Annotated in this window: 16 protein-coding genes, 1 pseudogene and 1 riboswitch; of the genes and pseudogenes, 9 read left to right on the plus strand and 8 right to left on the minus strand. The window is 50.1% G+C overall.

The genetic code is table 11. The features are described 5' to 3' along the window. Window positions 1–2: 2 nt before the first annotated feature. Window positions 3–470, minus strand: a complete 468-nt coding sequence (locus RIF25_RS02705; protein ID WP_322877021.1) for a tRNA (cytidine(34)-2'-O)-methyltransferase — start codon at window positions 468–470, stop codon at window positions 3–5. A gap of 12 nt (window positions 471–482) precedes the next feature. After that, on the minus strand, window positions 483–1637 hold the full coding sequence (gene gshA / locus RIF25_RS02710) for a glutamate--cysteine ligase (RefSeq protein ID WP_322877022.1): 1155 nt from the start codon (window positions 1635–1637) through the stop codon (window positions 483–485). A gap of 212 nt (window positions 1638–1849) precedes the next feature. Here gshA and fba point away from each other — a divergent pair, with 212 nt between their 5' ends. Further along, entirely contained in the window at window positions 1850–2929 is a 1080-nt protein-coding gene (gene fba / locus RIF25_RS02715) for a class II fructose-bisphosphate aldolase (protein ID WP_322877023.1), read from the plus strand. Window positions 2930–3014: 85 nt separating this feature from the next. Here the strand turns inward: fba and RIF25_RS02720 are convergent, their stop codons facing one another. Beyond that, window positions 3015–3680, minus strand: a complete 666-nt coding sequence (locus RIF25_RS02720; protein WP_322877024.1) for a GIY-YIG nuclease family protein — start codon at window positions 3678–3680, stop codon at window positions 3015–3017. A 141-nt stretch (window positions 3681–3821) separates the two neighbouring features. On the opposite strand from RIF25_RS02720, the gene RIF25_RS02725 reads away from it, so the two are divergent. The 3 genes from RIF25_RS02725 to RIF25_RS02735 all read left to right on the plus strand — a co-directional run bounded on the left by RIF25_RS02725 (window position 3822) and on the right by RIF25_RS02735 (window position 7177). Then, window positions 3822–4853: a glycosyltransferase family 2 protein gene (locus tag RIF25_RS02725; RefSeq protein WP_322877025.1), complete on the plus strand. Its 1032-nt coding sequence runs from the start codon at window positions 3822–3824 to the stop codon at window positions 4851–4853. A gap of 687 nt (window positions 4854–5540) precedes the next feature. Beyond that, window positions 5541–6104 (plus strand): dihydrofolate reductase family protein, encoded by a 564-nt coding sequence (locus RIF25_RS02730; RefSeq protein WP_322877026.1) that lies wholly within the window; start codon window positions 5541–5543, stop codon window positions 6102–6104. 206 nt (window positions 6105–6310) lie between these two features. Further along, a riboswitch (cobalamin riboswitch) is annotated at window positions 6311–6456 on the plus strand. Window positions 6457–6478: 22 nt separating this feature from the next. Continuing rightward, window positions 6479–7177, plus strand: a complete 699-nt coding sequence (locus tag RIF25_RS02735; RefSeq protein WP_322877027.1) for a HupE/UreJ family protein — start codon at window positions 6479–6481, stop codon at window positions 7175–7177. Between the two features lie 124 nt (window positions 7178–7301). On the opposite strand, the gene lpxD is transcribed toward RIF25_RS02735, so the two are convergent. Continuing rightward, the gene (lpxD, locus tag RIF25_RS02740; protein WP_322877028.1) at window positions 7302–8315 is read right to left on the minus strand and encodes a UDP-3-O-(3-hydroxymyristoyl)glucosamine N-acyltransferase; all 1014 of its coding nucleotides are present in this window, start codon (window positions 8313–8315) and stop codon (window positions 7302–7304) included. A 1783-nt stretch (window positions 8316–10098) separates the two neighbouring features. Here lpxD and RIF25_RS17085 point away from each other — a divergent pair. Continuing rightward, a pseudogene (locus tag RIF25_RS17085) lies at window positions 10099–10527 on the plus strand (M23 family metallopeptidase); the annotation flags it as partial. A 73-nt stretch (window positions 10528–10600) separates the two neighbouring features. Continuing rightward, window positions 10601–11188, plus strand: coding sequence for a hypothetical protein (locus RIF25_RS02750; RefSeq protein WP_322877030.1), 588 nt, complete (start codon window positions 10601–10603; stop codon window positions 11186–11188). Window positions 11189–11199: 11 nt separating this feature from the next. Here the strand turns inward: RIF25_RS02750 and RIF25_RS02755 are convergent, their stop codons facing one another. Both RIF25_RS02755 and RIF25_RS02760 read right to left on the minus strand, forming a co-directional pair. Continuing rightward, window positions 11200–11343, minus strand: coding sequence for a hypothetical protein (locus tag RIF25_RS02755; RefSeq protein ID WP_322877031.1), 144 nt, complete (start codon window positions 11341–11343; stop codon window positions 11200–11202). A gap of 80 nt (window positions 11344–11423) precedes the next feature. Next, entirely contained in the window at window positions 11424–13199 is a 1776-nt protein-coding gene (locus RIF25_RS02760) for a P-type ATPase (protein ID WP_322877032.1), read from the minus strand. 443 nt (window positions 13200–13642) lie between these two features. Here RIF25_RS02760 and RIF25_RS02765 point away from each other — a divergent pair, with 443 nt between their 5' ends. Together RIF25_RS02765 and trpB are read left to right on the plus strand one after the other, a co-directional pair. Continuing rightward, window positions 13643–13879: a hypothetical protein gene (locus tag RIF25_RS02765; RefSeq protein WP_015123362.1), complete on the plus strand. Its 237-nt coding sequence runs from the start codon at window positions 13643–13645 to the stop codon at window positions 13877–13879. Window positions 13880–14059: 180 nt separating this feature from the next. Further along, window positions 14060–15271, plus strand: coding sequence for a tryptophan synthase subunit beta (gene trpB, locus RIF25_RS02770; RefSeq protein ID WP_407682316.1), 1212 nt, complete (start codon window positions 14060–14062; stop codon window positions 15269–15271). A 325-nt stretch (window positions 15272–15596) separates the two neighbouring features. Here the strand turns inward: trpB and chrA are convergent, their stop codons facing one another. Beyond that, entirely contained in the window at window positions 15597–16805 is a 1209-nt protein-coding gene (gene chrA, locus RIF25_RS02775) for a chromate efflux transporter (RefSeq protein ID WP_322877034.1), read from the minus strand. Between the two features lie 95 nt (window positions 16806–16900). Further along, entirely contained in the window at window positions 16901–18625 is a 1725-nt protein-coding gene (locus tag RIF25_RS02780; RefSeq protein ID WP_322877035.1) for a CapA family protein, read from the minus strand. A 171-nt stretch (window positions 18626–18796) separates the two neighbouring features. Between RIF25_RS02780 and ppc the strand changes: the two genes are divergently transcribed. Beyond that, window positions 18797–21814, plus strand: coding sequence for a phosphoenolpyruvate carboxylase (gene ppc / locus RIF25_RS02785; protein WP_322877036.1), 3018 nt, complete (start codon window positions 18797–18799; stop codon window positions 21812–21814). The last annotated feature ends 18 nt before the right edge of the window (window positions 21815–21832 follow it).

Below are 21832 nucleotides of genomic sequence, written 5' to 3' on the forward strand. Positions count from 1 at the left end.
ATTTACTGATCTTTGCTAAACGTTAACTGACGATAGGCCTCAAATAATCCTAAGGCGGCACTCACCGATAAATTTAAACTCCGTACCTTGGCCTGGGGCATGGGAATAAAGGCGGACTGATCACAAACGGCGGCGATTTCCGCGGGAATGCCACTACTTTCACTGCCAAATAACAGCCAATCGGTCTCTTGATACTTGACATCCCAATAATTTGTTTTGCCCCGGGCCATAAACCCGACATAACGACCTCCCCTGGCCTGGGCCATCTGATGAAACTCCTCCCAACAACGGTGACAGGTAACATCCACATAGGGCCAATAATCAATCCCCGCCCGTTTCAAATCCCGATCCGTAATCCGAAAGCCCAACGGTTCAATCAAATGTAATTCCGTGCCCGTTGCCGCGCAGGATCTCGCAATATTGCCAGTATTGGGGGGAATTTCCGGGTAAATTAAAACCACACGGGGCATAGGTGACAGTAACTAAACAGGAATTAAATCAGGCAAGGGTTGACAGAGTTTATCTTCTAAATCCACTTCCTCGGCCTGGAGTTGCACAATTGCCTCTTGGATAATACTGGTGACAGATTGCCCTTGAGCATAGGATTGCAACCATTTCTGGGCCTGGTTACCCTCTCGGAGAATTTTCTTAACTGGATTGAGGAAGCAACTAAACCCCTGCTGTTTGGCTGTGGGATACACCTGGTCATAAAGCTCCCCAATCCAATCCGAGGCTGAAATTTCCCGGCCATCTTGCCAATGTCTTAAGGGTGCTCCCAAACTGGCCTGGGCCACCGCTATTTCATTCTCATCGGCCAACGCTGCTAAATCCAGGCCAGAGCGAGCTAAATCACTTTGAATCAGAGGATCAAGCTCAGGATTTTCGATCACTTGGAGTAACCGAGCTTCCAATAGAGCGGTAATGGCTAACAGCGAAATCGGATCAGTGACCAAATCACAAATGCGCAGTTCTAAGCGATTTAAATCGTAGGGACGACGATCACCATTGGGCCGGACGGCACTCCAGAGATGGCGGACATTTTGCATAGTGCCTAAGGCAAGTTGTTCCTTTGTCCAGGCAATAAAGTGTTGATGAGAAGTAAACAAAGGAACGATGGCCGGGGTTTTCGGAAATACAGCCCAACGGGTGGAGTGGTAGCCCGTGACTTCACCATCTAAAAAGGGGGAGGCAGCACTTAAGGCTAAAAAGAGGGGGGCTTCAACCCGGATTAACCGACAGGCCCGGATCAAGGTTTCTAAATCGGAAATTCCAACATTGATGTGAATGCTAGCCGTAACAACTTTGGTGTGATAGGTCTGCTCAATATAGTCGTGGTAGGGATTTTGGGGATCTGAGCGATAGAATGTTTGGCTCTCCCCTAAAGACAGGGTACTCCCCGGAATTAAGGTATAGTCCCCCAGGCCCCGTAAATATCGCCGTAAGCGCATTCTCGGCCGCAATAAATCACAGAGGGCTTGGTCATAAAGATAAACAGGGGGAGTGGTGTATTCCACATTGCGGCTATCGGGTTCACGGACAAAGCCATCTAGGGCCTGGACAATTTGATCTGATAAGCCAACAATCTTGCCATTGGGCCTGCCGGTATAGATTTCAACCTCAAATCCTTTCGATAACACAGCAATGCCTCTCGCCCCAGCGTTAATCTTGATTATGCCACTGAACCGGAATCAACTAAATTGTTTACCTTAGGAATGGTGCTGATTATGGGCAAATTAGGTTTTTCCAGCCTCTCAGGGCCCAGGCCCTAACATCAGTTGGCAAAGTATCCTAAGATTGACCATAAGATTTAAGGTTGTTTACACCAGGAAATTACCCTTAGGAGGAATTTATGGCACTCGTCCCCATGCGGCTGCTTTTGGATCATGCGGCTGAGAATGGATATGGCATCCCCGCATTTAACGTCAATAATATGGAACAAATCCAGGCCATTATGCAGGCTGCCAACGCCACTGATAGCCCAGTGATTTTACAAGCCTCTCGGGGGGCCCGGAAATATGCCGGTGAAAATTTCTTGCGTCACTTAATCTTAGCGGCTGTGGAAACCTATCCCCATATCCCCATTGTGATGCACCAGGATCATGGCAACGAACCGGCCACCTGCTATTCCGCCATTAAAAATGGTTTTACCAGTGTGATGATGGATGGTTCCTTAGAAGCCGATGCCAAAACCCCAGCCAGCTATGAATATAATGTCGCTGTCACCAGTGAAGTGGTGAAAGTGGCCCATGCCATCGGCGCATCGGTGGAGGGTGAACTGGGTTGCTTAGGCTCCTTGGAAACGGGTAAAGGGGAAGCGGAAGATGGCCACGGTTTTGAAGGGGAACTCGACCACTCAATGCTCTTAACCGATCCTGATGAAGCCGTGGATTTTGTTGAGCGCACCCAGGTTGATGCCTTGGCCGTTGCCATTGGAACCAGCCACGGAGCTTATAAATTCACCCGCAAACCGACCGGGGAAATTTTGGCCATCAGCCGGATTGAAGAAATCCACAGCCGCTTACCCAACACCCACTTGGTTATGCACGGGTCTTCCTCTGTACCGGAAGATTTGATTGCCTTGATCAACGAGTTTGGCGGGGCTATTCCCGAAACCTATGGCGTGCCCGTGGAAGAAATCCAAAAAGGGATCAAGAGCGGCGTGCGGAAAGTCAATATTGACACTGACAACCGGTTGGCGATCACGGCGGCGGTGCGGGAAGCCTTGGCCGGTAATCCGAAAGAGTTTGATCCTCGCCACTTCCTAAAGCCCTCCATCAAGTACATGGAAAAAGTCTGTGCCGACCGCTATCAGCAATTCTGGGCCGCCGGCCATGCCAGCAAGATCAAACAGGTCAGCTTGGAAGAGTACGCTGCCAAATATGCCAAAGGTGATCTGAAGCAAGTGGCCAAGAAAGCGGTGGCCGTCTAAGCCCCACTCTCGTTAACTCGACTGACTATCTCAAACACTAAACCAGGTTGCTCCAAAATAGTGGCCTGGTTTTTTGTTCGTCATCTCAACTCTCCACAAAGGGAGTTTGCCAATACTGCCAGTTTTCTTTGTTGAAAGGGGAACGCCAATGGAAAATTAGCTCTCGTTCCTGTTGTTGGCGCAGTTTTCGGTCAGCCGCCGCCCCAGGCCAAAAGCCAATCCCCACGGATACCTGTAGATTAACCGTCCTTAAAGCGGTGACATAGTTTTGGAGGTAGCGTTTACAACCATGTTCCCCCCGCCAGCGACTTTGATCATCTAGGGTTTCCCCGACATAGAGCAAAATGGGCCACTGGTAATCAATCACAAAGTAAAGGGCCGGCTGACCTGAGGTATTAGCTTGCCATCGCCAAAATTCCGTGTTTTGTTGCGGGAGGGTAAAGGGATTGAGGATTTGAGTGAGGGGTTGATCCGTTGTTGATTCTCTAGTTGGAAGATTGGTTTGGTTTTCCGGTTGCTCAAGGTTGGCTGGTTCGAGGGCAAATAATGACAATTGCGCGCTGGGAGATTGGGTTGCTTCGGATTGTTGATAGTCATAAATTTTTTGCTGCCAGGCCAAGAGTTGGGATGGGAAAAGGCCCAGGCCTGGTTGAACAGTGTAGGTTGCGGCAGCTTCTCGGAGTTGTTGGCGGGAAAAAAGCTGGGCTTGCTCTCCAACTGCGTATTTTGGCGGTTCGGAATCACGAGTCATTGGCTATAAATGATCACGGCAAAACTAAGATTAATGCCCGATACGGTTCTGCGGCTGATTCAATCCTGCCATAATCCTGTCATTGTCAGATTCTTTATCTACTGTCGCCCGAACACTTTACCCGACTAATCTTCCACAACTATGAAATCTCCCCTGTTATCCCTCTGCATGATTGTCAAAAACGAAGCGCATCAGTTGGGACGCTGTTTGGCGAGTGTGCAGCCCTATGCCGATGAATTGATTATTGTGGATACTGGCTCCACGGATGACACCCTGAAGGTTGCGGTGGAGTTTGGGGCCAAGGTGTTTGAGTTTGCTTGGTGTAATGATTTTTCAGCCGCCCGGAATTATTCTCTCGACCAGGCCAACGGAATTTGGATATTAGTCCTCGATGCCGATGAAGTCTTACGGGTGGAAACTCCTGATTTTAGAGCTAGACTCCAGGCCCACCCGAAAATTGAAGTCTATACTCTCACCCGTCAAGAAGTCGCTACCCAAAGCCAGTTTTCCCCCTTCCGAATTATCCGCCTGTTTCGGAATCAGCCTTATTTGCGCTATGCCGAGCCGTTCCATGAGCAACTGGTCTCCCTCCGACCGGAAATTCCCCAGGTTGACCATTTACCTGGCCTGGTGATTGATCATTATGGCTATGGCCCCGATATGATGATGAGCAAAATTAAGTCGCGGAATATCCCCATCCTGGAAGCAATTCGGGCCTCCACTGGCCTGAGTTTAACCCTCCTCTTTGCCCTCAGCGATCTCTATGAAGCTACGGATCAACCTGCTGCGGCCCAGGCCTGCCAGGAAGAACTTTTTGAACGCATTCTGCCCCACCTCCTGGATAATGCCCCGATCACCAACTTTCCCGCGTTGCCAGAAGCTTTATATCGTCTCGGGCGCAAACTATTAGAGCTAGAAGATTGGGAAACAGTCCGCTTGATTGGACAGCGGGGCCTGGCCTGGTATCCGCACTACCCACCCTTGAATTATTTAGCTGGCCTGTTCCTCAACTCCCTACAGTTTCCGCTAGGGGCTAGTGCCTATTTCCAAAATTGCCTGGATTTAGGTCAAACCCAAACCTACGACCAAAGTTTCCCCTTTAACCAGGCCTACATGGGGCAGTTTGCGGCCAATATGTTAAGCCAATGTCATCTAGAGTTATCCCCAAAATAGAGTCATTTCTATCAAAACTGAGACAGTAAAAACTGCTAACTGTAATGGTTTCAGGTAGGTTAGTATTTAATTCCTAGGTAAATAAATATAAACTCTAATTTATGATTTAATACATTTCAATTAATAAACAATAATCCACTTAAAGCTTAGTTCTGAGTAGAAGGGGAGGCTTTACCCTCAACCGCTAAGTGAGCCAAAAAGGCTGTGATCTACTCGGCTCCCATATCCAGTAGATATAGGACTTCTCAGTTTGATAGGAGTAATGTTTGATTCGCAGAGCATGACTGGCCTGCACTAAGAGTTTTGGCGGTGGGACGTTAATACTCATAAAAACTGATAAACAACTGATATAGATGATTATCTAGTAAAATATTAAATAATGATTAAATTTGGGGTATTTTCAGGCAAAAGGAATTACAAATATACCTCAGACTTAGTTATCTAGCTTTTTGCTGTAGATATACTAGTTTCACAGACAGCGGTTCAAGATGTTTCGTTAGGATAATCGAGAGATGTTCTAAATGACAGCGAAAGAGCTTGGAGGAATCGAGCCGTCTGTAGAACAAACGTATTGTAGCCGACTGCAACTAGTATAGTTTGTGTGTGTCCAAGTTATTTGGCAGCGGCTAAACTTACTGCCGTTAGACCGCAAAGAACACGTTCAGCGCGCAAAGAAGGGATGTGGGTATGGCCAAGCTCGTGTTCGGAATGAACCAGTCCCTGGACGGCTACGTCGACTTTATTGAGTTTGCACCAAACCCCACGCTCTTCCGCCACTTCATTGAGGAGGCTCAAGGGCAGGCGGGTAGTGTGTACGGTCGCAAAATGTATGAGGTCATGCGTTCCTGGGACGACGATCACCCTGAATGGGATGCAGAGGAATATGCTTTTGCGGTGGCGTGGCGGAACCAGCCGAAATGGGTCGTCTCGCGCTCGTTGAAATCGGTCGGCCCCAACGCCATGCTTATTAAGCATGATCTTGAGGGCGCGATCCGCGCGTTGAAGGCCGAGCGCGACGGGGAGATCGAAGTTGCTGGCCCGGACTTGGCGCACAGCCTCACCGAACTTGGCCTGATCGATGAGTATCGAATCTACCTGCACCCCGTCGTGCTTGGTCACGGTAAACCATATTTCGCCGGACCTCGACCGCCGCTCCAACTCACGACTCATGACCGGATTGGCGACGATGTGATCAGGTTGACCTACGTACCTGCTGAATCTCGCGACTCGCCGGACAGAAATCGCCGCTAAAGTGTCTAAGGTGCAGCTCAGTGCGGGCCCAACCAGGTGCTGCACCGGAACGCCTTAGTATGTCGGTTTGGTCTTAAAGTTTATCTGCGTCCGGTGAGCTTGGTCGTTAGACGGCTTGAGTCCTTTGTTGAGGCGTTACTGATGATTGTTGATGAGACACTCAGCATTAAGTTAGTTTTGAACCCAGAAAAGTTTTTTCTCAGGTGTGATATGTTTATTCAGTCGGTTCTGCCGGAGTTCAGCCGCCAGAGGTAACGGGGAAAGTTTGGTGTGAGTCCAACACTGTCCCGCAACTGTAATGAGATTATGAAAATCTCTGAGTCAGGATGCCCGCCGATGATCTAACTCATTTCTATATCTGCGAGGTACAGAGAATGGATAAGTTTAAGGATTTTCGATTTTCCTGTTTTAGTAAGGTTTCCCAACAAGCAGGCGCATTGGCTGTTTTGATAAGTGTTTTGTTGCTGACAGCAACTCCTGCTTCTGCCCATCATGGAATGGGGGGTAGAATGCCATCCACCTTCTTCGAGGGTTTCATATCTGGTATAGCCCATCCCCTGATTGGACTTGACCATTTTGCGTTTATTGTGGCAATTGGTTTGCTTGGTGCAATCAAACGGCAAGGAATCTTGATTCCGATTTCGTTTGTGTTAACAGCGATGCTTGGCACAGGGGCGCACCTAGCAGGCATCAATTTTCCGGGGGTAGAGCTATTTGTCTCTGGATCAATCTTGTTATTCGGTATTTTGTTGGTTATAAAGGATAGCCCCAATACTGGTGTCATTGCAGGTTTGTCAGCAGTTGCCGGTTTATTCCATGGTTATGCCTATGGTGAGTCCATTTTCGGTGCGGAGATGACCCCTTTACTGGCATATCTCATAGGCTTTACAGTTGTTCAACTTTTTGTGTCACTCCTTGCGTTCCGGGTTGGCAAGGCAACCATTCTTAGGCGAGAAGCGGAGCTACAATCTCCAGCCAAGCTGCGTTCTGCTGGTCTAGTGATTTGTGGTGTTGGGCTCGCTTTCTTCGCTTCTCAAGTCATTGCAGTTATATTTCCTGTTCCTGGAGGTTAGAGGTGAGTAAAACCGCCGTCTAACGTTATTTCAAGCAATGACCCTTAGACAACACTTCTAGCTTGTGGGTTGAAACCTGGGGTAATTCTGAATTGGTCAAGTGCTTTGGATAGGCAGATGGGAGTCAATCTTGGGAAAGCTGGTTTTCGAGTTTGCGGAGTCGCTTCATTAATTGGGGCAATTGCTTAAGTTCAGCGACCACGCGTAACCACACCTTATGATCCATCGCTGGATAACCACTGACCCGACTTCCAGCTGGGAGAGAATTATTAATGCCCGTTTTGGCCCCAGCCATTGTCCCATCCCCAATACTTAAATGCCCCGCCGCCCCCACCTGTCCTGCCAGAACTACATGATTACCGACTTGGGTTGAACCCGCCAGGCCAACCTGTCCACATAAGAGTGAATGCTGACCCACTGTGCAGTTATGGGCAATCTGAACCAGATTATCTACCTTTGTGCCCTTGCCTAGGCGGGTTTCCCCAAGGGTAGCCCGATCAATGGTGGTGTTGGCTTGAATTTCCACTTGATCTTCAATCACCACCGTCCCGACTTGGGGGATTTTGTGATGTTGTCCATTGGGTAAGGTGACAAACCCATAGCCATCCGCCCCAATTACGACTCCATTCTGAATAATCACCTGATTGCCCAGTTTGACCTGCTCGCGAATCACCACATGACTATGGAGGAGCGTATCGTCACCCAGGCTGGCCCCCCGATAAATCACACAATGGGGATGGATCGTGACCCGATGGCCAATTACCACATCATCACCAATTACCACATAGGCCCCAATTGCCACATCCTCCCCAACACTCACGTTCTGGCCAATGACGGCGGTAGGGTGAATTTGGGTTGGCAACGGTGTGGGCGGATAAAACAATTCAATGGCCTGGGCAAAAGCGAGGTAGGGATGTTTGACCCGTAGGAGGGGGCAGGGGGCAGGGGCATCAAAATCTTCATTAACAAGAATTGCTCCCGCCTGGCAATCCTGGAGCTTATGGGCATATTTGGGATTGACGAGAAACGTGATATCGCTCTCCTGGGCCTGGTCAATTGGGGCAACTCCGAGAATTTCTAGATTTGTCATTGGGTCAAGCTGGGCTTGGAGTCGCGTGGCCAATTCGACAATTTCCATAGAATAAAACGTCCAATCAAGATTACAGGCTATATATAAGTGATATATGCCAGACTAATCTGCATCCTACCATTCGCCTTTCGGCGACCTACGCGTGTAGCTCCTTTGTTATGGCCATCTGGGGATAGTGCTGATGGAGAATGACGGCGGGTTGCCAAGAACCAATAACGGTTGCCAAAGACTGCATAAGTTTTTCTAAAGAAACGATTCATGGTCTTTCCCAACCCCTAACCCTGTGCCAATCTGAAGACTGCACCACTAAATTGGCATGGTTCGCTCTCCCTGAACCCATAATCTGGGTAGGTAGTTTCGGTTTTTTCTTGGATAAGCTGCCCTCTCTCTCAACTAAAGTAGTCATCGCTACATTATTAAAAGAACCTATACAACTAAAACAAAGGTTTCAATAATCTGATTAACCTACCCTGAATTTTAACGCTAGGGGTTAACTCCATATCCGCCGAAATCCCAGGCCTGGTAACGGCTCAGAAAATCTTTAATAAAATATGCCAGAATCTTTTTGCAAAATTCCTTGATTCATACAAAATATCTAATTTAGGGGATAACTGTCACAGGGTTGATCTCCCCCTAGAGATTCGGTAAAGTCACCTAGAAGTTTAGATATGTTACGTCTAGCAGTAGGATAAGCTTGCTGCAATGGGCGTAGTCACTAGACATATTGCTCTTAATCGCTCTTTTTAAGGTTAAGTACCCCTGTCAGGGTTAACTATTAGAGACGAATCACTGTATGAGGAGGTTCCATTTGATGCTTTCCACTAACCGCCTAGGGGTGACTGCCTCAACCTGTAATCGGGTCGCCCAAGCTCTTAACTGGACTAGCAAAAAATGTACTACTGTGACAGGCCTGGCAGTAGGGATAACTACACTGACCCTCGGCGGGTTACCTTCCGCACAAGCCGCCATACGGTCCTTACCTGAACAGTCACCCTTGGCTCCCCTTGCCTCACCAGCATTTACTTTGACACCTGTTCTGACCGGTTTGAGTAACTCAGCCCCCCTCTCCCTGATGGAGATAACCCCTGCGGCTTCACTGATGCCTCAAACGACCTTCTCTGTGTTGACCGGGGAGAGTTCTAGCGGTTTTAATCCCGTTAGTGCAGATTTCGCCAAGATGCCGGCCAATAATTCTGGGACGACCCTGATTGCCTCAACCCTCCAGGCTTTGCAACTGTCCTTAGCTGGATTACCCTCTGTAACTGGCCTGGATGTGGCACCAGAGGCTACAACTACTGCATTCAAGGTTGTTGATCTCCGGGAGCGTCATGGCAGCCCCTACCAAGACCTCACCCTAGACTTAACCTCAATTCCCGAGTTCGCCATCCCTGGCTATAAGGCCGTTGGTGGTAATGTCTATGAGGAGTTAATGAACGAGACCGAGGCCACCCCCGAATCTGCCCCAGTCACAACCCTCAACGGCAACACCCCCCCGACACAACCCATCGCCCTGGCTCCCCAAAATAGTGGGACTAACCCCGCTAGTGCCACCCTTCCGACCCTTGATTCAACTGTCTTGCCCCAGGCCCCCGTTACCCGGACTACTGCAGTCAGTATTGGTCGCAATGATCAACGTATTCGCTTGGCACGGACAGTTACCCTCCCCCGCACTCTGCCGGGTACTCCCCCTCCTGTCATGGCCACAACTGGGACTTCCCCAAACTCGGCTAATTCAAATCGGAGTAACCCCCAGCCGACCCCTAGCCTAACTGGAGCAGCCCCCATCGCCCTGATTGCCCGCCAGTCCACAGCCCCAACCTTACCCAATATTGAATTACCCCCCCTCCAACCCTCTGATCGCTACTTACCTAACTCCATTACCTTACGGTTCATTTGGCCAGCCCAGGGGGTGTTGACCTCAGGGTTTGGGCCACGCTGGGGTCGGATGCACCGAGGTATTGATATTGCTGCCCCTGTGGGTACACCCGTGCTTGCCTCTGCACCCGGAGTCGTGACCTATGCTGGTTGGAACAGTGGTGGCTTTGGTAATTTAGTTGAAATTCGCCACAATGATGGCACGTTAACCCTTTACGCCCACAATCACCGGATTCGTGTTCGGGAAGGCCAGTATGTCCAGCAGGGTGAGTTAATTGCCGATATGGGCAGCACCGGTCGTAGCACTGGCCCCCATGTGCATTTTGAAATTCGGCCTATGGGGCGTGGGGCCATCAATCCAATGTTGTTTCTCACTCGGGGCTAAGGGCTTGAGCCGTAAGTTACTGGGGCAATCCTGATAGAGTATTGGGCAGGATGTCCTCTGGAACTTGGGTGAGATGCTAGAAACTTGTCCCCGCTGCGCGACCCGGCTGGGTGTGCCATTAAAATCTGGCCGCCAAGTTTGTCCTCATTGTGGCTGGTCAACCATTGTGGTCATTGAACCACCACCCGAATCTGTTCCGCAACAACTTCTGAAGCCGCCTGCGGCCGCTGGAGTTGGGGCAGTGGCGAAGCAATTTTTCCGAGTTGCGGTGCGAATTTTTGCCTATTTTTTCAATAGTGTTAAACAATGGTTCTTGTGGAAGTTTCAAACAACTGGCCCTAAAACTGGGGAAATTTTCAAGGGACTTTCCGAAAAGCTCCACGAACTGGAGGAATCTATCCCAACGGGTAATGAACCCCCAGAGGAACCTTGGCTATACCCCAGAGAAGCATTTCAGGAACTGGGCGGTATTCCCGAAGACAGTACCTCACAAGTCCGCACTCTAGATGGGAAGTTTTTGATTAATTATCCTCAGTTTCGGGTCTTGCACGATAAGGATGCCTATAAAATGCTTGGACTCGACTACAGCCCCGAACGCCAACAGAAGGGGTTAACCTATCTCCGCCGCTTATCTAAAGGCTCTAAGTTTACCAAAAGTTAGGCCGGCCAAGATTAACTAAAGGCGTAGGCGGTTTGTAGCCCCCACCAAATTAAAAGGCCGATAAACCCAAGGACGAGGACAGCAGAGATTGCCACCATCGGCCGGCTATCTGCCCCTTTGAATTTCATGATGCCCCGATCAAAATCAGCAGCCATAAGTTAATGCCTTCCTTCACAGCACTTCGCTTAAATTCTAAGGCCTACAATTAGGTCTGTGGGGCTGATGTGGCCTGGGTTTACGATAATTTAACCTTTTTCTTATGTTCGGGCAAATTCTGAGCAACTGTACCTGGCCCAGGTAATGGCAGGAGAGATGTCCTTGCAGGTGGTGGCAAAAAGGGAGGTTGTGGTAGAAACTCCACCAGAAAAGCCGTGGCATTGTTGGTGAGAACATTCACAACAGGTGATAACCCGGTCATGACTCCTGCGGCCACTATAATTAGATTGGGTAGAGAAATTAAAGTGGTATTTTGATAGGCGCGAGCTAGGGCCTGGTGAGCAATTGTTATCGCCCAGTGTAGTTTTCTCACCGTAGGCTCAAGAATAACAATCTCTGGTTCTTGGGGATGGATGGTGTGACTACCCCAGAAGATTCTTAACCAATCAGGTGAATAGTCGAAGGCTTGCCCAGGCCCTGTTATGACTCCAATGCCCCTAGTCTGATCTAAGGCCATGAGCGAGTCCAGATCTGCCAGGCCGGTGATGGTGAAGAGTTGTAAGCCATTATGGGCGGCGAGGTGCTCTAATTCCCTCATTTCCAGAGGTGTTAAGGCCAGGCCCCGTTGATCCACGACTAAAACCTCCAGATGGGCCAGGCATTCTAAACTTGCAGCACTGGGAATATAGACCCCGGCCTGGGCCGCCGCAATCAGGGCCGATAAAAAGACTGTTCGTAGGGAGAGTTGAATCCCACTGCCAAAATCCAGTTGTAAGGGGGCTAAAGCTGGGGCTAAATTGCCAGTTGCCGCTAATACACATCCGGATAAGACCAAGGTCGGCAATACGGCTTGATGGGCAAATTGGGCCTGGGCCTGGGCTAGCTGGCTATCGTAAACAGGCTCGGCTTGGCGGAGTTCTGTCACCAGGCCAATGCGAGTTTGCCAGCCGATGCGAGTTGTGGTTACTTGGATTTGCCCACTCAAAAGTTGCGAACCGGCATAGACAAATTGCCCTGGTGCTACAGAAATGGTAGTGAGAGTTTGTCCCTGATGGACAAGACCCAACATTCCCGCCCCAGCCACAATTGGCCCATCCACGGGGATAATTTGTCCAGCTTCAATCCAAAGCCGATCTCCTAGCTGAAGTTCCACAGTCGTTAACTCAATATGTTCTTGGTTGCGCTCGATGGTGAGAAGTTGCTCGGGATTTAATAAAAAACTAGGGTAGGGGCTAAATTCCTGGCCGTGATCGCGTAAGTCTGCTCGGGCAGAGGTGAGGGAAGTCTTCAATGCAGGTGCAATAAATTCTCCATTTAAGGTATGCAAGCCCAGCCAGAGGGTATCCAACAAGTCCACGGAAACCGACTGTTCTGTTGCCCACCGCGTTTGCGTCCGTTGGAACCACGGCCAGGCCCCGGCCAAAACCGCAATACCGACCACTAGGGGGGGAATCTCCCCAGGAGCCGCTAACAGGGCCAAGGTCAAGCTCATCAAGGGAAATCCCAACCGTTCCCAATCGGATTCTGGAGGGCGTTCAGCTTCAACTTCGGCTTCCCAATCCCGAATGGCAGTGGCACTGGGGGTGGGAAAGGGTTCTGTGGGAACTAGGGGATGGGTGATGTCCGCTTGGTCTAGGCATTTGGCCACAAGGGTTTCTGCATGGCCGGGGGCCAGGCCTGGGGTGTAGTAATGAACCACTAACGATGCAGCCAACCGATTTAACCTCGCTCCTAGGACTATGGGTAAGGCCAACACCAGATTCTCTACGGTTTGCCCATAGGCCCGATCGTGCCGTAATCGGTGAATATGGAGTCGAAGTCGGCCGGGGCTATGGTGAAGAACCTGATAATCCATAGGGAGTCTGACTGAGGGGCACAAGCAAGGGAATCGTCATTAGTATGTCCGATACTATTTCAAATTGGCGGGCTGAAACCACGATGATGATCAAAAGCCAATCTGCACCGATCCACAGGCAAATACAGAGCAATATAGAGTCGATATTTTGCTTAGGACTAATAGGATTACATAACATTTTGCTTGAAAATACGTTTTTTACGATTGATAAACAGCGATTATCTTCCTGCTAACAGCCCCTAAACTAAGAAATTGGGAAACTGGTTGCCTAGAACACCCAGATCAATGGGTAAAGTCTGATGATTTGTTAGCTTCCGTATTAGTTCGTGATAAAAGTTCATGAGGATTCAGTAACTTTAGTTGCGTCTTTCTACGGGCTGATCCATTTCCAAAAATCACCAGCTAGGGTAACAATATAAAGAAATTCTTAAGTGAGGGTTCCTATGCCTCCCACGCTCCTCCGCCAGTTTTGGAATTTTGTTGAGCAAACCCAAACGGGAATCCTGCTTGGCCTGGATGATTCAGCCCTCTGTCAGTGGTTGGTTGTCCAGTTCACCAGACAGCAGCCATTGGAACCAAGCCAAGTCGCCTGTTTACGGGACTATGCCGCTGCCCGCATTAATCTGATTCGGGATATGGCTCAGGATCGTTCCCAGAATTTTCTGATTGGCTTAGCGTAGGGCTACCTCTTTGGAGCTTGACTGCGGATTGGGGCCTGATCTGCGTAGGAGATATCCCAGGCCAGTGGTTGCGGGATATTAAGAGCTTTAGAATTAAAGCTATACCTGAATTGATGTTGGAATTTCCCAGTGACTCTTGCTGTTGCCCCGACCTTAACCCCCACACTTGAAGCCCTTGATCTGTCGCAGCGTCCCGATTCCCTCGGTCGTTTTGGGCAATTTGGCGGTAAATATGTCCCTGAAACCCTGATGCCAGCCCTGACAGAATTAGAGCAAGCCTACAGTCAATACAAAACCAACCCGGAATTTCAGGCCGAACTCTCCCAATTGTTACGAGACTATGTGGGGCGGGCCACGCCGTTATATTTTGCTGAACGTTTAACCCAGCACTATGCCCCGGCCGATGGTAACGGCCCCAAAATTTATTTAAAGCGGGAAGATTTGAATCATACGGGCGCACATAAAATTAATAATGCTCTTGGCCAAGTCCTGCTGGCAAAACGGATGGGGAAAAAGCGAATTATTGCCGAAACAGGGGCCGGTCAACATGGGGTTGCGACTGCGACAGTTTGTGCCCGCTTTGGCCTGGAATGCATCATCTATATGGGGGTGCAGGATATGGAACGCCAGGCCTTGAATGTCTTTCGGATGCGTCTGTTAGGGGCCACCGTTGAACCCGTCAGCAGTGGGACTGGAACCCTCAAAGATGCCACCTCCCAGGCCATTCGGGATTGGGTCACCAATGTGGAAACGACTCACTATATTTTGGGTTCCGTGGCAGGCCCCCATCCCTATCCGATGATTGTGCGAGACTTTCATGCGGTGATTGGCCAAGAAACCCGGCAACAGTGCTTAGAAAAATGGGGCGGGCTACCGGATATTCTCCTGGCCTGTGTCGGGGGTGGCTCTAATGCGATGGGATTGTTCCATGAATTTGTCCCCGAAACTCAAGTGCGGTTAATGGGCGTGGAAGCGGCTGGCTCAGGGATTAATACGGGACATCATGCCGCCACTCTCACCCAAGGGCAAGTTGGGGTTCTCCACGGAGCCATGAGCTACCTTCTCCAGGATGATGATGGCCAAGTCCTCGAGGCTCATTCCATTAGTGCTGGCCTGGATTATCCGGGAGTTGGCCCCGAACATAGCTATTTGAAAGATTTGGGTCGAGCCGAATATTACAGTGTCACCGATGATCAAGCCTTAGAGGCACTGCAACGGTTATCCCAATTGGAAGGGATTATTCCGGCCCTAGAAACAGCCCATGCCCTCGCCTATTTAGAGGTTCTCTGCCCCCAACTGACTAATGGTGAGCGGATTGTGATTAACTGCTCTGGGCGGGGGGATAAGGATGTCCAAACAGTCGCTAAGTACTTAACTGAAAAAAGTGAGTAGTTCCTTTACTGGCCTGTAGCCTATTACCGAGAGTCCTGATTTTGCGGTATTACGCCTTAATCTGGCAGGCCGACATTCGGATTGATGAAGACGATAAGGGAGAATTGCAGTTCATTTCAGTTCATTTTAGGCCACGGTTTGCTGAGACCAAGATCCGCGAGAAAAAAAGCCAGTGGGAAATCAGAATTTAACTTTATATGGAAAGGAAATGACGAATGTGAGGCTGCGTCTGGACAGGGAACGTTAACCTTAGTAGATGAAGACACGCTCCGATGTGCAAGCTCTTTTAATAGAGGGGATGACTATCAGTTCACGGTCAGCAGAGTTAACCCGTGGTTCCTATATCCTGGGTGAGAAAACCAACCAGGCCCCCGGCTAAAATTAACCAGGCCGAGTTAACTTTCCACTTAAATAAAATTATCCCACTGACAACCGCCACCCCAATCGTGACCGCATCCACCACTGCCGCCTGAGTTAAAGTCACCATCACCCCAGCCATAAGCCCCAACGCCGCTGCATTCACCCCATCCAAAGCCCCAGCCACCCAGGCCGAGCGTCTTAAGTGATTGACCCAGGGATTGATCAGTGCCACCAGCAGAAAGGAAGGTAAGAAAATTCCCACCGTCCCTGCCACCGCCCCCGAATTCCCCGCCAGGAGATAGCCAATAAATGTGGCGGTTGTAAATAGTGGCCCCGGAGTCACTTGGCCAATGGCCACTGCGTCCAATAACTGCTGAGAGGTGAGCCAATGGGTTTGCTCGACAAATTCTCGCTGGACAAATGCCAATAAAACATAGCCGCCGCCGTACAGGACTAGTCCAATTTTCAGAAAAATTAAAAAAACATTGACCCAACCCACGGGCAGTTCTGGAGTCGCAGTTGTAACTTGGGCCGATACCCCCATGGGCAGCCCCACCAGGCCAGGCGTGATCTGGTTGCCTCCTTGCCAGGCCTTGATCAGCATGACCCCTAACCCCAACACTGCGAGGGCTAAAACTTCTGACCACCCGAGGAAATAAGCCCCTACCGCCGCCCCCGCCGCCACGAGAGTTACGTTGTCCTTGATCGCTTTCCGACCCAGTTTCCAAAGGGCCTGGAGGACAATGGCAATGATCACCGGCTTAATGCCATAAAGAAGCCATTCCACTTGAGGCACTTGGGCCGTTTGGACATAGAGTGCTGCCAAGCCCCAGACAATCAGCATCGCTGGCAAAATAAAACAGCATCCGGCCACAATTAGGCCGCGCCAACCGGCCCGTTCTGCCCCGATATAAATGGCCAGTTCCGTGGAGTTGGGGCCGGGAATCAGGTTCGTAATCCCGATTAAGTCTAAAAGTTTTTCGCGGGTTAACCACTGCCGCCGCCCGACCACCTCCTCATCCATCATCGCCAAGTGCGCTGCCGGTCCCCCAAAGGCAAAGGTGCCCAGTTTTAAAAAGACTAGAGCCAATTCTTGTAGGCGTTGGCGTTGCTCCGGTGGAGATAGGTCTTGATAGGGGCGGGGTGGGGGCGGAATTTCCTGGGAGGGTGACATAGCAAACCACTAATCTGGCACAAACTACAAGATTCTCAGGTACTAGTAACGATAGTCATTGCTGCCAAAACTGAGATATTCAAAACAATCACTCATTATGGTTTTTCTCCAGGTGATGGGGAGCTTGGACTAGGACTTATAGGCTCTGGGGGTGAGAGTTCGCCAAAGCGGCCAATGGTCAAGGGAGTTTGGGGAAAGTCTGATTGGGTGAGGTTGCGGATCAATTTGACTGTGGCAAAATTATTATCCAATTGCGGAATGCCACTGTCATCAAGTTTGACCGGAATCACCTTGCCGCCGACAAACTGGCCTGTGGCATCCAACTCTGCCTCTAAAATCAAAGACTTACCCAGGTTGCCCACGGTCGAAAAGGATTTATACCCTAAGAAATTTCCCAGAGAATAGGCAATCAAACGCCCATTGTAGAGTTCCAAGGCCCGCGGGACGTGGGGCCCATGGCCGAGAATTAAATCCGCTCCAGCATCCACCATCGCGCGGGAAAACTGGACAATATTGCCACGATCTTCCCCATAAAAATATTCCACCTTGTTACGTGTACGGACAGCATCGGCTCCTTCTGCCCCGGCATGGAAGGAAATCACCACCACATCGGCATTTTGATTCGCTTTTTTAACCAGGGCCTGGCCCGCCTTGATATCCTGCACCCTATTTTGTCCGTGATAGGTCGCAAACCCAATCCAGGCCGTGGTGATGCCATTGGCGGTGATATAGACAATTTGATCCTTATCCCCAACCGCCTTCATCCCGGCCTGTTCAATGCTACGCATCGTGTCCCGGAAGCCCTTTTCATTAAAGTCATAGCTGTGGTTGTTGGCAATATTGAGAACGTTAAAGCCTACGGCCTGGAAAATTTTGGCATACTCGGGTGGGGAACGAAAGGCAAAAACCATCCCCTTACTGGTGTTTTTGAAGGGATAGGGGTGATTCGTTAGCGTACTTTCATAGTTACCAAAGAGAATATCGGCCCCCTGTAAATAGGGCTTAATTTTGGCTAAGAGACTGTTTGGGTCTTGGGGTTTGCGGCGGACTGGATAACTTGTCCCCGGAACCATATCCCCAACGGCTTTGAGCCGGATTGTTTGCCGTTCTGGGACTGTCACAGGGGCCGGAGTTGAGCTGTCTGGGGTGGCGGTTGGTGCAGCTTCGGGGGCTGGACTGGGGGTATTACTACTGGGATTGCTCGCAAAACTGGCCCAATTGGGTAAATCACTCAGGCCCTCCGGTAAGACATTTTGGACATACCAAACCCAGGCCAAAATGAGGGAAGTCCCCAGGCCCAGCAATAGTAATCCGGGGTGGGTGCGCTTCAGGACAGGGGTAGCTGGCTCCGGCACGATGGGTAAGGCGGTTGCAGGTAATTGAATTGCTGGAGATGTACCAATCATTGCAGGAGTGACTGTTTTCTCAATGCCGTTAGCCACAATCGCCGCATCGACAGGAATTTTTAAAACCGGAGTCGCTGTTGACTGAACAGCAGGGGGGGCTGAGCTGGGTAAGGTGGTTTTGAGTTCTAGAGTTTCAGTCCATTCTGGCCATTCATCCCCCAAGAGGCGGCCATGCAAGCGAACATTGAGAATCCCATCGGGGTCAAGTTTTCGTAAGCCTTTGAGAATATATTGTAAGCAACGGTCTGGGGGCAATGATTTGGTGGCCTCTAGCATAATTTGCAGACAACTCCCTTGGCGACGGGCGAGGACATGAATTCCCTTGGGATGCAAGCTGCGGTTAATTAAGGTGGCAATGGCGGTGGGTTCTCCTTGACGGGCAGCGTGCCAAATTTGCTCAAGGGTTGCCTGCATAAATTGAATCCTTGCGGGGCCTGGGACGCTTCAACGGTTTCTCAATCTCTCAAAGATATGTTAACGAGATCAAATTTTCTTATCGCGCTAGAAGTGGACAGTGCTTAAATTGGAGCAAATCGGGCTGAAGACTCTAGAATTATCAAAGACGTTTGCCGTTCGGGGTAAATTATGACATCGCTATTGAACGTTCCCAATCAAGAGCGGATCGAGGAGACAAGCACAGATCAAGCTCTACACAAGCGTCTGCAATTGGTCGAGGATGTTCTCGCGGTGGTCTTGGCGGCAGAATCTGGGCAAGAACTGGTCGAACTATTGCGACAGTTAGGGGCGTTATCCTCCTCGGAGGGGCAAGTCATTCCGGGAGTCCAGACCGAATGTTTACAGGTGATTGAATCTTTAGAACTGAACCAGGCCATCCGCGCAGCGCGGGCCTTCAACATCTATTTCCAGTTAATTAATATTGTTGAGCAGCACTATGAGCAAGAGCAAAATCGCCAGCGCACCGTCATTGAAACCTCGCCGATGCGGGCCTTAACTGCGGATCACTTGTCGGGGGTGAGTGGGGAGTCTTTTCCGGTGCAAAGTGGTTCTGCGGATGTGCGGAGTGGCCCCAGTGAGCGATTAGAGCATAGTCTTTATGAAATTGCGCCCCAAACCCAGCCCCAAGGGAAGCTCTCTTGGTTATTTCCTCGCCTAAAAGCGCTCAATGTCCCGCCCCAACATATTCAACGGCTGATTGATCAACTGGATATTAAGCTGGTTTTCACCGCCCACCCCACCGAAATTGTCCGGCAAACCATTCGGGATAAACAACGGCGGGTGGCCCATATCCTCGAACAACTGGATCAACTGGATATGGTTGGGCAAATTGTCACCACCGATGCTGAAGAACTCACGGCCCAACTCACAGAAGAAATTCGGCTTTGGTGGCGCACCGATGAACTCCATCAATTCAAGCCGGAAGTCTTAGATGAGGTGGAATATAGCCTCCACTATTTCAAAGAGGTCTTGTTTGATGCGATTCCACAACTCTATCGCCGCTTCCAAAAAACCTTGCACCAGAGTTTCCCGCAACTGAAGCCCCCCCGCTATAACTTCTGTAAATTTGGCTCTTGGGTCGGCTCCGATCGAGATGGCAATCCCTCCGTTGTGCCCGAAGTGACCTGGCAAACTGCTTGTTATCAGCGTAACTTGGTTTTAGAGAAGTATGTTTCCTCGGTAGAACGCCTGATTACCCTGTTGAGTTTGTCTTTACATTGGTGTGATGTTTTACCGGAACTGTTGGAATCTCTGGAGCAAGACCAACAACAACTCCCCGATATTTACCAACAACATTCGGTCCGGTTTCGCCAAGAACCCTATCGCCTGAAATTAGCCTACGTCCTGAAACGGCTGCAAAATACCCGCCAACGCAACCAACAGATCCAGGCCAACTGTGCCCCCTCCGCCGCGGCTGATGCTCTGAACAACGGCCAATTTTATGGGACTGGGGCTGATTTTTTAGCCGAGTTAAACCTAATTCAACGGAATTTAGCCGCCACCGGCCTGGCCTGTCGAGAATTGGATGATCTGATCTGCCAAGTGGAAATCTTTGGGTTTAACTTAGCCATTCTGGATATTCGTCAGGAAAGTACAAGTCACGCCGATACCATTGCCGAAATTACCGAATATCTCCAGATTCTCCCCTGTCCCTACAGTGAGTTATCAGAAAGTGAGCGGACGCGTTGGTTAGCTGCCGAATTGGCCACCCGCCGCCCCTTAATTCCCTCCGAGTTACCCTTTTCCGAGCGGACTAAGGAAATTATTGAAACCTTGCGGATGGTGAAACGGCTCCAAGGGGAATTTGGCCCGGAAATCTGCACTACCTATATTATTTCTATGAGCCACGAGGCCAGTGATTTGTTGGAAGTGCTGCTGTTGGCTAAAGAGGCGGGCCTCTACGATCCGGCTACAGGCAAAAGTACGCTCCACGTTGTCCCCCTCTTTGAAACTGTCGAAGACCTAAAGCAGGCTCCCCATGTCCTGACCCAACTGTTTGAACTGCCCTTTTACAAGCCCTACCTGAACAGTAACGATTGCCCAGGCCTGCAGGAGGTGATGCTCGGTTACTCGGACAGCAATAAGGATTCGGGCTTTTTAAGTAGCAACTGGGAAATCTATAAAGCCCAACAATCCCTCCAAAAAACGGCCGAAAAATATGGCTTCCAACTGCGGATTTTCCACGGGCGGGGGGGATCAGTCGGTCGCGGGGGTGGGCCGGCCTATGCGGCAATTTTGGCTCAACCCGGTCAAACCATCAACGGACGGATCAAGATTACGGAACAGGGGGAAGTCCTGGCCTCGAAATATTCCCTCCCCGATCTCGCCCTCTATAATTTGGAAACCATTACCACGGCGGTGATCCAGGCCAGCCTCTTGCGCACCAGCATTGATGAGATTGAGCCTTGGCATGAAATTATGGAGGAGTTGGCCACCCGTTCCCGACAATGCTATCGGAATTTAATCTACGAACGACCAGAATTTATTGACTTCTTCCATCAAGTAACCCCAATTGAAGAAATTAGTCAACTACAAATTAGTTCTCGGCCCACCCGCCGCGGCGGTAAGAAAAATCTGGCCAGTTTGCGGGCGATTCCCTGGGTCTTTAGCTGGACACAATCTCGATTCTTGCTCCCGGCCTGGTATGGAGTCGGCACAGCCATTAAAGAGTTTATTGATGAAAAGCCCGCCGAACATTTATCCCTCCTGCGCTATTTCTATTACAAATGGCCCTTTTTTCGGATGGTGATCTCTAAAGCCGAAATGACCCTCGCCAAAGTGGATTTGGAAATTGCCCACCATTACGTTCAAGAATTGAGTCATGAGCAAGACCGGGAAAGCTTTGAAACCCTCTTTGCTCAAATTGCTGAGGAATATCGCCGCACCTCTGAGCTAATTTTGACCATTACGGGCCATCAACGGCTTTTAGATGGAGATTTACCCCTGCAACGGTCTGTCCATTTACGCAACAGTACGATTGTGCCCCTGGGGGTTTTACAGGTCTCCCTCCTGAAGCGATTGCGCCAACACAACAGTACCGGCACCTCTGGAGCCATTCTTCGGTCTCGCTATAGCCGGAGTGAGTTGTTACGGGGAGCCTTGCTAACGATTAACGGCATTGCCGCCGGGATGCGTAATACGGGCTGATTTTCAGGCCAGGTGGTG

The sequence above is a fragment of the Pseudocalidococcus azoricus BACA0444 genome, assembly GCF_031729055.1.
Lineage (GTDB): Bacteria > Cyanobacteriota > Cyanobacteriia > Thermosynechococcales > Thermosynechococcaceae > Pseudocalidococcus > Pseudocalidococcus azoricus.